The following is a 13563-nucleotide window of genomic DNA, read 5'->3' as shown; positions in this document are numbered from 1 at the left end:
CATTCGTGTGGTTGACTGAGTACGCTCCGCGCTCCGGGAGCTTAGAGAAGACGCCGCGAGGTTCTGATGGCGAATGTGACAAACCGGCCCCTGTCGCCGCATCTGCAAATCTACAAGCCTATTCCCACCATGGTCATGTCGATCGTTCACCGCATCACCGGTGGCGCTCTGTACTTCGGCACGCTGCTGATTGTCTGGTGGCTGATCGCAGCCGCTAGCGGCCAGGCCTATTACGACTGGGCCAACTGGGTGCTTGGCAGCATCATCGGCAAGCTCGTCCTGCTCGGTTATACCTGGGCGCTCATGCACCACCTGCTTGGCGGCTTCCGCCATTTCATGTGGGACCTCGGATATGGCTTCGAGAAGGAATTCTCGACCAAGCTCGCCATCGCCAATATCATCGGATCGCTCTGTCTGACCGTGCTGGTCTGGGTGATCGGCTTCATCATTCGCTTCTGAAGGTCGCACTCATGGATATGCGTACTCCTCTGGGCAAGGTTCGTGGTCTCGGCTCCGCCAAGGAAGGCACCGATCATTTCTGGCGCCAGCGCCTGACGGCCGTCGCCAACGTTCCGCTTATGATCTTCTTCGTCATCTTCATGATCGTCTATGCCGGCGCGCCTTACGCCGACGTGGTTCGCGCCCTCTCGAACCCGTTCGTCGCCGTCGTCATGGGCCTGATGGTCATCTCCGGCGTTATTCACATGAAGCTCGGCATGCAGGTCATCATCGAGGATTATGTTCATGGCGAAGGACTGAAGATCATCAGCCTGATGCTGAACACCTTCTTCGCGATCGTGGTCGCCGGCCTCTGTATCTTCGCCATTCTGAAAATCGCATTCGTAGGATAACCGTATCATGGCACCGTCTTCACCCGCTCAGAATGGGAAGGCCTATACCTATGTCGATCACTCCTATGATGTGATCGTCGTGGGCGCCGGCGGCGCTGGCCTGCGCGCCACGCTCGGCATGGCCGAACAGGGCTTCCGCACGGCCTGCATCACCAAGGTATTCCCGACCCGCTCGCACACGGTTGCGGCTCAGGGCGGCATTGCCGCATCGTTGCAGAACATGACGCCGGACAGCTGGCAGTGGCACCTCTACGACACCGTCAAGGGCTCCGACTGGCTCGGCGATGTCGACGCCATGCAGTATCTCACCATGGAAGCGCCGAAGGCGGTCTATGAACTCGAGCATTACGGCGTACCGTTCTCGCGCAACGAGGAAGGCAAGATCTACCAGCGCCCGTTCGGCGGCCACATGCAGAATTTCGGCGAAGGCCCGCCGGTGCAGCGCACCTGTGCGGTTGCCGACCGTACCGGCCACGCCATCCTGCATACGCTCTACGGCCAGTCGCTGCGCAACAATGCGGAATTCTTCGTCGAGTATTTTGCGCTCGACCTCATCATGTCGGATGACGGCAGCCGCTGCACCGGCGTCATCGCCTGGTGCCTCGACGACGGCACGATCCATCGCTTCGCCGCCAAGATGGTAGTTCTGGCGACCGGCGGTTACGGCCGCGCCTATTTCTCGGCGACATCGGCCCATACCTGCACCGGCGACGGCGGCGGTATGGTGGCCCGCGCCGGCCTGCCGCTGCAGGATATGGAATTCGTGCAGTTTCATCCGACCGGCATCTACGGTTCCGGCTGTCTCATCACCGAAGGCGCACGCGGCGAAGGTGGCTACCTCGTCAACTCCGAGGGCGAGCGCTTCATGGAGCGCTATGCACCCTCGGCCAAGGATCTTGCCTCGCGTGATGTCGTTTCGCGCTGCATGACGCTGGAAATCCGCGAGGGCCGCGGCGTCGGCAAGAACAAGGACCACATCTTCCTGCATCTCGACCATCTCGATCCGGCCGTGCTGCATGAGCGCCTGCCGGGCATTTCCGAGAGTGCAAAGATCTTTGCCGGCGTTGACGTTACCCGCGAGCCGATCCCGGTCCTGCCGACCGTCCACTACAACATGGGCGGCATCCCGACTAACTACTGGGGTGAGGTGCTCAATGCCGACAGCTCCAATCCGGAGCGCATCATCCCCGGGCTGATGGCTGTCGGCGAAGCCGGTTGCGCCTCCGTTCACGGGGCAAACCGTCTTGGCTCCAATTCGCTGATCGACCTCGTGGTCTTCGGCCGTGCGGCTGCGATCCGCGCCGGCGAGGTCATCGACCGCGCGTCTGCGGTACCGGCGCTGAACGTTGCCGCCTGCGACAAGATCATGGATCGTTTCGATGGTCTGCGTCACGCCAGCGGCGGCACGCCGACGGCGGTGCTGCGCGAAAAAATGCAGCGCGCCATGCAGGATGACGCAGCGGTATTCCGTACGCAGGAATCGCTGGAATCCGGTTGCCGCCGTATCTCGGAAATCTGGAGCGAACTCAAGGACATCAAGGTCACTGACCGCTCGATGATCTGGAACTCCGACCTCGTTGAGACGCTGGAACTGCAGAACCTGATGGCCAATGCGATCACCACGATCTACGGTGCCGAGGCCCGCAAGGAAAGCCGCGGCTCGCATGCCCGCGAGGACTATACGTCAGGTCCGTTCGCCGGTCGTGACGACGTCAACTGGCGCAAGCACACGCTGGCCTGGGTGAATGAGGCGGGCGACGTGAAGCTTGACTACCGGCCTGTCCACACCGACCTCATCGCAGACGGCATCGATCCTCACAAGATCGAGCCGAAGGCTCGCGTATACTGATCAGAGGAACCTGACATGGTTGAACTCGCTCTCCCCAAGAATTCCCAGATGCGCGAAGGCAAGGTGTGGCCGAAGCCGTCGGGCGCCAAGAACACCCGTGAGTTCCGCGTCTATCGCTGGAGCCCGGATGACGGCCAGAACCCGTCGATCGACACCTTCTACGTCGACATCGATGATTGCGGGCCGATGGTTCTCGATGCACTGCTCTACATCAAGAACAAGATCGACCCGACGCTGACGCTGCGCCGCTCCTGTCGTGAAGGCATCTGCGGTTCCTGCGCGATGAATATCGACGGTACGAATACGCTCGCCTGCACCAAGGGCATGGACGACATCAAGGGCACTGTGAAGATCTATCCGTTGCCGCATATGCCCGTCGTCAAGGATCTCGTTCCCGATCTCAGCAACTTCTATGCGCAGCATCGCTCCATCGAGCCCTGGCTGAAGACGGTTTCGCCGACGCCGGCCAAGGAATGGAAACAGAGCCATGAGGACCGCCAGAAGCTCGACGGCCTCTACGAGTGCATCCTGTGCGCCTGCTGCTCGACTTCCTGTCCGAGCTACTGGTGGAACGGCGACCGTTACCTCGGTCCGGCCGTTTTGCTGCAGGCCTATCGCTGGCTGATCGACTCCAGAGACGAAGCAACTGGCGAGCGCCTCGACAATCTCGAGGATCCGTTCCGCCTCTACCGTTGCCACACGATCATGAACTGCGCGCAGACCTGCCCGAAGGGTCTGAACCCGGCCAAGGCAATCGCAGAAATCAAAAAGATGATGGTCGAGCGTCGCGTGTGAGCGTCGACGCCTCTACCGGAATCAATCGAGCGTTATCTCGACGTCGCAGAACGGATCAAACCTGATCAAGAACGAGACGGCCGGGCACAACACCTTGCTGACATATTTTACCAGCAAGAAGTCCCACGAGCGGACGGTTGAATTGTGCCGGTTGCGCCATAGGTGTCACGAAGGCATTTTGGGTTTGTGCTGACTTGATTAACCAAAGTGAAATACGGTAATTCGAACTTACAATTGAATATCTCTGCGGTTGAGGCGGACATTCGGGAGCTTGATGATGCAGTTGCGATATGTGGTGACGGGTCTAACGGCCGCTCTGGCCTTGGCAGGATGCCAGCGCACCTCATATGACTATAGCAGTAATAACGCGCCTCCGCCGCTGACTGCGCAGCCTGTGCCTTCCGTGCAGGGCGGTCAGCTTCCGCCTCCGGGGGGCAGTTCGCAGTTCCCCGCTGCTCCGGCGTCCACGGCCCCGATGGCCGGTGTTCAGCCGGGTGGCGCAGCACCGGCGACTTCGCTTGATGTCACCAAGGAATCGATGGTCGGCAGCTGGCGTGTCAACGGCACCTGCGACATGTTCCTGACGCTCACCAATCTCGGCAGCGGGTCGCGCGGCGGCACGCGTGGTTGCGTCGGCGAATTGACGGCGATGGGTTCCTGGGAGGTTTCTGGCAAGCAGGTTCTGCTCAAGGACCGCAGCGGCAACCAGCTCGGTGCTGTCTACAAGGTGGCTGACAACAGCTTCAGCGGCCAGACCGCGACCGGACAGGCGATCAATCTCAGCCGGTAAGTCAATCCGGCGGATACCCGCTGGTTACGCATAGGCGGACAAGCCCTCATGCAGCCAATGCCAGACTATTCGCTCAGCGTCACCGAGCAGCTCAAATCGCTGACGGCCTCGGGAACGCTGCAGGTCGATTCCGCCCAGATGGATGTGGCCAAAAGCCTCGACCGGGTCCTCGCCTCCCTCAAGCAGAAGCGGCCTGCCACCAAAAGTAACGCGCTCGGCTGGTTGTTTGCCTCCAGGAAGAAGACCGAGACCGGCATCAGGGGGCTCTATATCCACGGCAGCGTCGGACGCGGCAAGACGATGCTCATGGACATGTTTTTCCAGATGGCGCCATGCCGGAAGAAGCGGCGCGCGCATTTCCATGAATTCATGGCCGATGTGCATAATCGCATCGCCGCCCACCGRCTGAAGCTGAAGAACGGCGAGACGAAGCAGGCCGATCCGATGCCGCCGGTCGCAGCCGCGCTTTTCGAGGAAGCGGAACTGCTGTGCTTCGACGAATTCACGGTCGCCGACATCGCCGATGCAATGATCCTGTCGCGGCTTTTCTCCGAGCTTTTCGAACGCGGCTGCGTGCTCGTTGCGACGTCGAATGTCGAGCCGGACAATCTTTACAAGGACGGTCTCAACCGCGGGCTCTTCCTTCCCTTCGTTGCTCTCCTCAAAAAGCATGTCGAGGTCGTAACTCTCGATTCGCCAACTGATTATCGGATGGAGAAGCTGAACAGCCAGCCGGTCTATCTCATCCCGATTGATGAGCGTACCGACATGGCGATGGATGCGTCGTGGACGCAGGCGCTGCACGGCCGCAAGGCGCAGCCTATGGAAATTCCCATGAAGGGGCGAACGATCCATGTGCCGCTCGCCATCGACCGCATGGCGCGCTTCTCTTTCGCCGATCTCTGCGACAGGCCGCTGGGTGCGGTCGATTTCCTGGCCATCGCCGAGCGCTTCGATACGGTCTTCATCGATCACGTTCCGTTGCTCGGCCCCGAAAAACGGAACCAGATCAAGCGCTTCATCATTTTGATCGATACGCTCTACGATCATGGCACCCGCCTCTACGCTTCCGCTGCCGCCATGCCCGAGGATCTGCTCGTTGAGAGACGAGGCACCGAAGGCTTCGAATTCGACCGGACGGCATCGCGCCTTTTCGAGATGAGAAGCGCGGAATATCTCGCAGCGCATCACGAGAAACGCGCCGCCGAGTAACACTTTGGTGACAATTTATCTTACGTTTACGTAAGAATTTTAATATCTAAACGATTGAAATTGCTGCACCAAAAATAATGCATTGCCATTTTTTGGCTTTAGGTCTATGCGATTGCGACATTGGGCGATGCCCGCGCGTCGCCCGACGAATTTGATCGCAAAGGAAAAGCGAAATGGCGCGTAACAAGATCGCACTTATCGGTTCTGGCATGATTGGTGGCACGCTGGCGCATCTCGCCGGCCTGAAGGAACTGGGCGACATCGTCCTCTTCGACATTGCCGATGGCATTCCCCAGGGCAAGGGTCTCGACATCGCACAGTCCTCCCCCGTCGAAGGCTTCGATGCCAATCTGACTGGCGCCAGCGACTATTCCGCGATCGAAGGCGCCGACGTCTGCATCGTCACCGCCGGCGTTCCGCGCAAGCCGGGCATGAGCCGCGACGACCTTCTCGGCATCAACCTCAAGGTCATGGAGCAGGTCGGCGCCGGCATCAAGAAATATGCCCCGAACGCTTTCGTGATCTGCATCACCAACCCGCTCGACGCCATGGTCTGGGCTCTGCAGAAGTTCTCGGGCCTGCCGGCCAACAAGGTCGTCGGCATGGCCGGCGTTCTCGACTCCTCGCGCTTCCGTCTCTTCCTCGCCAAGGAATTCAACGTTTCCGTTCAGGACGTCACGGCTTTCGTTCTCGGTGGTCACGGCGACACGATGGTGCCGCTCGCTCGTTATTCGACCGTTGGCGGCATTCCGCTGACCGATCTCGTCACCATGGGCTGGGTCACCAAGGAACGCCTCGAAGAAATCATCCAGCGCACCCGTGACGGCGGCGCCGAAATCGTCGGCCTCCTGAAGACCGGTTCTGCCTACTACGCTCCGGCCGCTTCGGCGATCGAAATGGCTGAATCCTACCTCAAGGACAAGAAGCGCGTTCTGCCCTGCGCTGCCTATCTCTCCGGCCAGTATGGCGTGAAGGACATGTATGTCGGCGTGCCCACCGTCATCGGTGCTGGCGGCATCGAGCGCATCATCGAGATCGATCTCAACAAGGCCGAGAAGGAAGCCTTCGACAAGTCCGTCGGCGCCGTTGCCGGTCTCTGCGAAGCCTGCATCAACATCGCGCCTTCCCTCAAGTAATTGGTGCGCTGAAGCAATCGAAATAGGGACAAACCCATGAACATTCATGAATATCAGGCCAAGGCTCTGCTGAAGGGCTATGGCGCGCCGGTCGCGGAGGGCGTGGCTATCCTCAAGGTTGAGGAAGCCGAGGCTGCCGCCAAGTCGCTTCCCGGCCCGCTTTATGTCGTCAAGAGCCAGATCCATGCCGGCGGCCGCGGCAAGGGCAAATTCAAGGAGCTCGGCCCCGATTCCAAGGGCGGCGTTCGTCTCGCCAAGTCGATCGACGAAGTCGTTGCGCATGCCAAGGAAATGCTCGGCAACACGCTGGTGACCGCACAGACCGGCGAAGCCGGCAAGCAGGTTAACCGCCTCTATATCGAAGACGGTGCCGACATCGCTCGCGAGCTCTATTGCTCGCTGCTGGTCGACCGTTCGGTCGGTCGTGTGGCTTTCGTGGTTTCCACCGAAGGCGGCATGGACATTGAAGCTGTCGCCCACGATACGCCTGAGAAGATCCATACGATCGCCATCGATCCGAAAGCCGGCGTGACGGCTGCCGACGTTGCCGCGATCTCCAAGGCACTGCAGCTCGACGGCGCTGCCGCCGAAGACGCCAAGACGCTTTTCCCGGCGCTCTACAAGGCTTTCGGTGAAAAGGACATGGCTCTCCTCGAGGTCAATCCACTGATCGTCATGAAGGATGGCCACCTGCGCGTCCTTGACGCCAAGATGTCTTTCGATGGCAACGCTCTTTTCCGTCACGATGACGTCAAGACGCTTCGCGACGAGACGGAAGAAGATGCCAAGGAAATCGAGGCCTCCAAGTGGGACCTCGCCTATGTGGCGCTCGACGGCAACATCGGCTGCATGGTCAACGGTGCCGGTCTCGCCATGGCGACGATGGACATCATCAAGCTTTACGGCAAGGAGCCGGCAAACTTCTGCGACGTCGGCGGCGGTGCCGGCAAGGAGAAGGTTGCTGCAGCCTTCAAGATCATCACCGCTGACCCCAAGGTCGAAGGCATTCTCGTCAACATCTTCGGCGGCATCATGAAGTGCGATGTCATTGCCGAGGGCGTCATTGCCGCGGTCAAGGAAGTCGGTCTCAAGGTTCCGCTCGTCGTGCGCCTTGAAGGCACCAATGTCGAGCTCGGCAAGAAGATCCTGAACGAGTCGGGTCTGGCCATTACGGCGGCTGACGACCTGGACGATGCGGCCAAGAAGATCGTCGCGGCGATCAACGGCTAATTTTGAAGGATCTGAAAGAATGTCTATTCTCGTCAATAAAGACACCAAGATCCTCGTTCAGGGTCTGACCGGCAAGACCGGCACGTTCCACACCGAACAGGCGCTTGCTTACTACGGCACGCAGATGGTCGGCGGTATCCACCCGAAGAAGGGTGGAGAAACCTGGACCGGCTCGAAGGGCGAAAGCCTGCCGATCTTCGCAACCGTTGCCGAAGGCAAGGAAAAGACCGGCGCCGACGCGTCCGTCATCTATGTTCCGCCGGCAGGTGCAGCTGATGCGATCATCGAAGCGATCGACGCCGAGATCCCGTTCATCACCTGCATTACTGAAGGTATCCCAGTCCTGGACATGGTGCGCGTCAAGGCTCGCCTCGAGCGCTCCAAGTCGCGCCTGCTCGGACCGAACTGCCCGGGCATCATGACGCCGGAAGAATGCAAGATCGGCATCATGCCGGGCTCGATCTTCCGCAAGGGTTCGGTCGGGATCGTTTCCCGTTCGGGCACGCTGACCTACGAAGCCGTTTTCCAGACCTCCAATGAAGGTCTCGGCCAGACGACTGCTGTCGGTATCGGCGGCGACCCGGTCAAGGGCACCGAGTTCATCGACGTGCTCGAAATGTTCCTGGCCGACGAAGCCACGACCTCGATCATCATGATCGGCGAAATCGGCGGCGCGGCTGAAGAAGACGCAGCCCAGTTCCTCAAGGACGAAGCCAAGAAGGGCCGCAAGAAGCCGATGGCCGGCTTCATCGCGGGCCGCACGGCGCCGAAGGGCCGCACCATGGGCCATGCCGGTGCTGTGGTTTCCGGCGGCAAGGGCGACGCCGAATCGAAGATCGCGGCGATGGAATCGGCTGGCATCAAGGTGTCGCCGTCTCCGGCCCGCCTCGGCAAGACGCTGGTTGAAGTCCTCAAGGGCTAAGCCAACTTACATACCCGGACGGAAGAAGGCATTCCGGCTTCCGTCCGGCTCTCCATTTGCGAATACGGATGCGCCGCGGACAGGCGGCAATCGAAATGCGGCGGCCGGCGATGAAGCCGGCAAATTCATCTAAGTCAGGAGGCGGGCGGAAGCGTCCGCGTAACACCATGGCACGGCAAGAAGCCAACGAGCAATTTCAGATCACCTCGTTTCTGGATGGCGCCAACGCTGCCTATATCGAGCAGCTCTACGCCCGTTATGAAGACGATCCCAACTCGGTCGACGATCAGTGGCGGTCCTTCTTCAAGGCGCTGGAAGAGGATCCTGCTGATGTGAAGAAGGCGGCCAAGGGGGCTTCCTGGCGCAAGAAGAACTGGCCGCTTCAGGCAAGCGGCGATCTCGTCTCGGCGCTCGACGGTGACTGGGGCATCGTCGAAAAGGTCATCGAGACCAAGGTAAAGGCGAAGGCCGAAGCCGCTGGTCAGCCGGCAGGCGCAGCCGACGTGCTGCAGGCGACGCGCGATTCCGTCCGCGCCATCATGATGATCCGTGCCTATCGCATGCGCGGCCACCTGCACGCCAAGCTCGATCCGCTCGGCATCGCCGCTCCGGTCGAAGACTATCACGAGCTTTCGCCCGAGAATTACGGCTTCACGGCTGCCGACTACGATCGCAAGATCTTCATCGACAACGTGCTCGGCCTTGAATATGCGACCCTGCGCGAGATGATCGAGATCCTCGAGCGCACCTATTGCTCGACGCTCGGCGTCGAATTCATGCACATCTCCAATCCGGAAGAGAAGGCCTGGATCCAGGAACGTATCGAAGGTCCGGACAAGGGCGTTGCCTTCTCGCCTGAAGGCAAGAAGGCTATCCTCGCCAAGCTCGTCGAAGCCGAAGGCTACGAGCAATTCCTCGACGTCAAGTTCAAGGGCACCAAGCGCTTCGGCCTCGACGGCGGTGAATCGCTGATCCCGGCACTCGAACAGATCCTCAAGCGCGGCGGTCATCTCGGCCTCAAGGAAGCCGTGTTCGGCATGGCCCATCGCGGTCGCCTGAACGTGCTTTCCCAGGTCATGGGCAAGCCGCACCGTGCCATCTTCCACGAGTTCAAGGGCGGCTCCTACGCGCCTGACGAAGTCGAAGGTTCGGGCGACGTGAAATACCATCTCGGTGCTTCCTCGGACCGCGAATTCGACGGCAACAAGGTGCACGTCTCGCTGACGGCGAACCCCTCGCATCTCGAAATCGTCGACCCTGTCGTCATGGGCAAAGTTCGCGCCAAGCAGGACATGAGTGCAGCCGTCTGGGACGGTGACATCATCCCGCTGTCGGAACGCTCCAAGGTTCTGCCGCTTCTGATCCACGGCGACGCGGCCTTTGCCGGCCAGGGTGTCATTGCCGAAATCCTCGGCCTGTCCGGTCTGCGCGGTCATCGCGTTGCCGGCACCATGCATGTCATCATCAACAACCAGATCGGCTTCACCACGAACCCGGCCTTTTCACGCTCGTCGCCCTATCCGTCCGACGTCGCCAAGATGATCGAAGCACCGATCCTGCACGTCAACGGCGACGATCCGGAAGCCGTGGTCTATGCGGCGAAGATCGCGATGGAATTTCGCATGAAGTTCCACAAGCCTGTCGTGCTCGACATGTTCTGCTACCGCCGCTACGGCCATAATGAAGGCGACGAGCCGTCCTTCACGCAGCCGAAGATGTACAAGGTCATTCGTGGTCACAAGACGGTCCTGCAGCTCTATGCTGACCGTCTCGTTCGCGAAAGCCTGCTGACCGACGGCGAAGTCGAAAAGATGAAGGCCGACTGGCGCGCCCATCTCGAGCAGGAGTTCGAGGCTGGCCAGCACTACAAGCCGAACAAGGCCGACTGGCTGGACGGCGAATGGTCCGGCCTGCGCACGGCCGACAATGCCGACGAACAGCGCCGCGGCAAGACCGCCGTACCGATGAAGACGCTCAAGGATATCGGCCGCAAGCTGTCGGAAATTCCTGCGGGCTTCAATGCGCACCGCACGATCCAGCGCTTCATGGAAAACCGCGCCAACATGATCCAGAGCGGCGAAGGCCTCGACTGGGCTATGGCCGAGGCGCTGGCTTTCGGTGCGCTCGTCGTAGAGGGCCACAAGATCCGTCTGTCCGGTCAGGATTGCGAACGCGGCACCTTCTCGCAGCGTCATTCGGTTCTCTACGATCAGGAAACGGAAGAGCGCTACATTCCGCTGGCAAACCTGTCGCCAACGCAGGGCCGTTACGAAGTCATCAATTCGATGCTTTCGGAAGAGGCCGTTCTCGGCTTCGAATACGGCTACTCACTGGCTCGCCCGAATGCGCTGACGCTCTGGGAAGCCCAGTTCGGCGACTTCGCAAACGGTGCGCAGGTCGTTTTCGACCAGTTCATCTCGTCTGGCGAACGCAAGTGGCTGCGCATGTCGGGCCTCGTCTGCCTTTTGCCGCACGGTTATGAAGGCCAGGGTCCGGAACACTCGTCCGCCCGTCTGGAGCGTTATCTCCAGCTTTGCGCGGAAGACAACATGCAGGTCGCCAACGTCACGACGCCGGCGAACTACTTCCACATCCTGCGTCGCCAGCTGAAGCGCGACTTCCGCAAGCCGCTGGTCCTGATGACGCCGAAGTCGCTGCTGCGTCACAAGCGTGCCGTATCGACGCTTGCCGAAATGGCCGGCGAATCCTCCTTCCATCGTCTCCTGTGGGACGATGCGGAGGTCATCAAGGACGGCCCGATCAAGCTGCAGAAGGATGCCAAGATCCGTCGCGTCGTCATCTGCACCGGCAAGGTCTATTACGACCTGCTGGAAGAGCGCGAAAAGCGCGGCATTGACGATATCTATCTACTGCGCATCGAACAGCTCTATCCGTTCCCGGCCAAGGCACTCATCAACGAGCTGTCCCGCTTCCGCAACGCCGAGATGGTCTGGTGCCAGGAAGAGCCGAAGAACATGGGTGCATGGTCGTTCATCGACCCGTATCTGGAATGGGTGCTCGCCCATATCGATGCGAAGTACCAGCGCGTTCGCTACACGGGACGCCCGGCCGCCGCTTCGCCGGCAACGGGCCTGATGTCCAAGCACCTGTCGCAGCTCGCCGCGTTCCTCGAGGATGCGCTGGGCGGCTAACAAAAGGAGGGGAGCGTGATGGCATATTTCTTCATGAGACTTGTGCCGCCGCGCCCCACATTCCCGCATGACGGGACCGGGGAGGAAATGGCGGCGATGAAGCGCCATGCCGAATACTGGCACCAGAACGCTCTTGCAGGATCGGCGATTGCCGTCGGTCCTGTCTTCGAGGGTGAAGGGGCTTTCGGCGTCGCCATCGTCGAGGTTGCGGATCAGGCGGCGGCGAAGGCCCTTGCCGATGCGGACCCGATCGTCACTTCCGACTTCGGTTTCCGTTTCGATGTCTTGCCAATGCCTTCAGTCATTCTCCGGCAGCAGGCCGGGTCCGCCGTCTAACACGATAACAAGCACAATCAGGATTTGAACAATGGCCACAGAAATCCGCGTTCCAACACTCGGTGAATCCGTCAGCGAGGCAACCGTCGGCACCTGGTTCAAGAAGGTCGGCGATGCCGTGAAGGCCGACGAGCCCATTCTCGAGCTTGAAACCGACAAGGTGACCATCGAAGTTCCGGCTCCCGCTTCCGGCACGCTTTCGGAAATCGTTGCCCAGGCTGGTGAGACAGTTGGTCTCGGTGCGCTTCTCGGTCAGATCGCCGAAGGTGCGGCTGCCGCTGCTGCTCCAGCCGCCGCAGCCCCGGCAGCAGCGCCTGCCGTACCTGCTCCTGCAGCACCGGCTGCTACCGCTGCTGCTGCTTCGAGCGCCTCCGTATCCTCCATGCCGCCGGCTCCGGCTGCGGCAAAGATGCTGGCGGAAAACAATCTCTCCGCCGATCAGGTCGATGGCAGCGGCAAGCGTGGCCAGGTCCTGAAGGGCGATGTCATCGCTGCCGTCGCCAAGGCTGCAACGGCTCCGGCCGCCGCACCGGCAGCCCCTGCTGCTCCGCGCGGTCCGTCGACGGTCGAGGATGCCGGCCGCGAAGAGCGCGTGAAGATGACGCGCCTGCGCCAGACGATCGCCAAGCGCCTCAAGGATGCACAGAACACGGCTGCCATGCTGACCACCTACAACGAGGTGGACATGAAGGCCGTCATGGATCTGCGCAACAAGTACAAGGATGTCTTCGAGAAGAAGCATGGCGTTAAGCTCGGCTTCATGGGCTTCTTCACCAAAGCCGTGACGCATGCGCTGAAGGAACTGCCGGCCGTCAACGCCGAGATCGACGGCACTGACCTCATTTACAAGAACTACTGCCATGTCGGCATGGCCGTCGGCACCGACAAGGGCCTCGTCGTTCCCGTCATCCGCGACGCCGACCAGATGTCGATCGCTGAGATCGAGAAGGAACTCGGCCGTCTCGCCAAGGCAGCCCGTGATGGCTCGCTCTCCATGGCCGAGATGCAGGGCGGCACCTTCACCATCACCAACGGTGGTGTCTATGGTTCGCTGATGTCTTCGCCGATCCTGAACGCACCGCAGTCGGGCATTCTCGGCATGCACAAGATCCAGGAGCGTCCCGTCGCCATCGGCGGTCAGGTCGTCATCCGCCCGATGATGTATCTGGCGCTCTCCTACGACCACCGTATCGTCGACGGCAAGGAAGCGGTCACCTTCCTCGTCCGCGTCAAGGAAAGCCTGGAAGATCCGGAACGTCTGGTTCTGGACCTCTAAGCGGAGCGTTCTGC

At 60.6% G+C, this 13563-nt stretch carries 12 protein-coding genes; all 12 read left to right on the top strand.

Going from position 1 to position 13563, the window contains the following annotated elements; translation table 11 throughout:
- The first annotated feature begins 66 nt into the window (after window positions 1-66).
- The 12 genes from sdhC to odhB all read left to right on the top strand — a co-directional run bounded on the left by sdhC (window position 67) and on the right by odhB (window position 13549).
- On the top strand, window positions 67-459 hold the full coding sequence (gene sdhC, locus AC1DUP_RS19150; RefSeq protein WP_113299174.1) for a succinate dehydrogenase, cytochrome b556 subunit: 393 nt from the start codon (window positions 67-69) through the stop codon (window positions 457-459).
- Window positions 460-470: 11 nt separating this feature from the next.
- Window positions 471-851, top strand: coding sequence for a succinate dehydrogenase, hydrophobic membrane anchor protein (sdhD, locus tag AC1DUP_RS19145; RefSeq protein WP_113299173.1), 381 nt, complete (start codon window positions 471-473; stop codon window positions 849-851).
- A gap of 7 nt (window positions 852-858) precedes the next feature.
- Entirely contained in the window at window positions 859-2700 is a 1842-nt protein-coding gene (gene sdhA / locus AC1DUP_RS19140; RefSeq protein WP_113308275.1) for a succinate dehydrogenase flavoprotein subunit, read from the top strand.
- Between the two features lie 15 nt (window positions 2701-2715).
- On the top strand, window positions 2716-3495 hold the full coding sequence (locus AC1DUP_RS19135) for a succinate dehydrogenase iron-sulfur subunit (RefSeq protein WP_113299171.1): 780 nt from the start codon (window positions 2716-2718) through the stop codon (window positions 3493-3495).
- 277 nt (window positions 3496-3772) lie between these two features.
- A complete protein-coding gene (locus AC1DUP_RS19130; protein WP_113299170.1) occupies window positions 3773-4285 on the top strand; it encodes a protease inhibitor Inh/omp19 family protein in 513 nt (170 codons plus the stop codon).
- Between the two features lie 48 nt (window positions 4286-4333).
- The gene (gene zapE, locus AC1DUP_RS19125) at window positions 4334-5497 is read left to right on the top strand and encodes a cell division protein ZapE (protein ID WP_113308274.1); all 1164 of its coding nucleotides are present in this window, start codon (window positions 4334-4336) and stop codon (window positions 5495-5497) included.
- Window positions 5498-5670: 173 nt separating this feature from the next.
- Window positions 5671-6633 (top strand): malate dehydrogenase, encoded by a 963-nt coding sequence (gene mdh, locus AC1DUP_RS19120; protein ID WP_113299168.1) that lies wholly within the window; start codon window positions 5671-5673, stop codon window positions 6631-6633.
- A gap of 36 nt (window positions 6634-6669) precedes the next feature.
- Window positions 6670-7863: an ADP-forming succinate--CoA ligase subunit beta gene (gene sucC, locus AC1DUP_RS19115; RefSeq protein ID WP_477833796.1), complete on the top strand. Its 1194-nt coding sequence runs from the start codon at window positions 6670-6672 to the stop codon at window positions 7861-7863.
- A 19-nt stretch (window positions 7864-7882) separates the two neighbouring features.
- Window positions 7883-8785, top strand: a complete 903-nt coding sequence (sucD, locus tag AC1DUP_RS19110) for a succinate--CoA ligase subunit alpha (protein ID WP_003543511.1) — start codon at window positions 7883-7885, stop codon at window positions 8783-8785.
- Between the two features lie 167 nt (window positions 8786-8952).
- Window positions 8953-11937 carry a 2-oxoglutarate dehydrogenase E1 component gene (locus tag AC1DUP_RS19105; protein ID WP_113299186.1) on the top strand — a complete coding sequence of 995 codons (2985 nt, stop codon included), beginning with the start codon at window positions 8953-8955 and terminating at the stop codon, window positions 11935-11937.
- A gap of 18 nt (window positions 11938-11955) precedes the next feature.
- Window positions 11956-12273 (top strand): YciI family protein, encoded by a 318-nt coding sequence (locus AC1DUP_RS19100; RefSeq protein WP_115036153.1) that lies wholly within the window; start codon window positions 11956-11958, stop codon window positions 12271-12273.
- 31 nt (window positions 12274-12304) lie between these two features.
- Window positions 12305-13549 carry a 2-oxoglutarate dehydrogenase complex dihydrolipoyllysine-residue succinyltransferase gene (gene odhB / locus AC1DUP_RS19095; RefSeq protein ID WP_115036154.1) on the top strand — a complete coding sequence of 415 codons (1245 nt, stop codon included), beginning with the start codon at window positions 12305-12307 and terminating at the stop codon, window positions 13547-13549.
- Window positions 13550-13563 lie beyond the last annotated feature (14 nt).

Source organism: Rhizobium sp. 01L419, assembly GCF_056400025.1.
Note: the sequence above shows the minus strand (reverse complement) of the source record. Positions and strands in the feature narration are given on the sequence as shown.

Excerpts from the sequence above, each read along its gene's own strand:
- sdhC (WP_113299174.1), top strand. The coding sequence starts at position 67 with ATGGCGAATGTGACAAACCGGCCCCTGTCGCCGCATCTGCAAATCTAC.
- sdhD (WP_113299173.1), top strand. The coding sequence starts at position 471 with ATGGATATGCGTACTCCTCTGGGCAAGGTTCGTGGTCTCGGCTCCGCC.
- sdhA (WP_113308275.1), top strand. The coding sequence starts at position 859 with ATGGCACCGTCTTCACCCGCTCAGAATGGGAAGGCCTATACCTATGTC.
- AC1DUP_RS19135 (WP_113299171.1), top strand. The coding sequence starts at position 2,716 with ATGGTTGAACTCGCTCTCCCCAAGAATTCCCAGATGCGCGAAGGCAAG.
- AC1DUP_RS19130 (WP_113299170.1), top strand. The coding sequence starts at position 3,773 with ATGCAGTTGCGATATGTGGTGACGGGTCTAACGGCCGCTCTGGCCTTG.
- mdh (WP_113299168.1), top strand. The coding sequence starts at position 5,671 with ATGGCGCGTAACAAGATCGCACTTATCGGTTCTGGCATGATTGGTGGC.
- sucC (WP_477833796.1), top strand. The coding sequence starts at position 6,670 with ATGAACATTCATGAATATCAGGCCAAGGCTCTGCTGAAGGGCTATGGC.
- sucD (WP_003543511.1), top strand. The coding sequence starts at position 7,883 with ATGTCTATTCTCGTCAATAAAGACACCAAGATCCTCGTTCAGGGTCTG.
- AC1DUP_RS19105 (WP_113299186.1), top strand. The coding sequence starts at position 8,953 with ATGGCACGGCAAGAAGCCAACGAGCAATTTCAGATCACCTCGTTTCTG.
- AC1DUP_RS19100 (WP_115036153.1), top strand. The coding sequence starts at position 11,956 with ATGGCATATTTCTTCATGAGACTTGTGCCGCCGCGCCCCACATTCCCG.
- odhB (WP_115036154.1), top strand. The coding sequence starts at position 12,305 with ATGGCCACAGAAATCCGCGTTCCAACACTCGGTGAATCCGTCAGCGAG.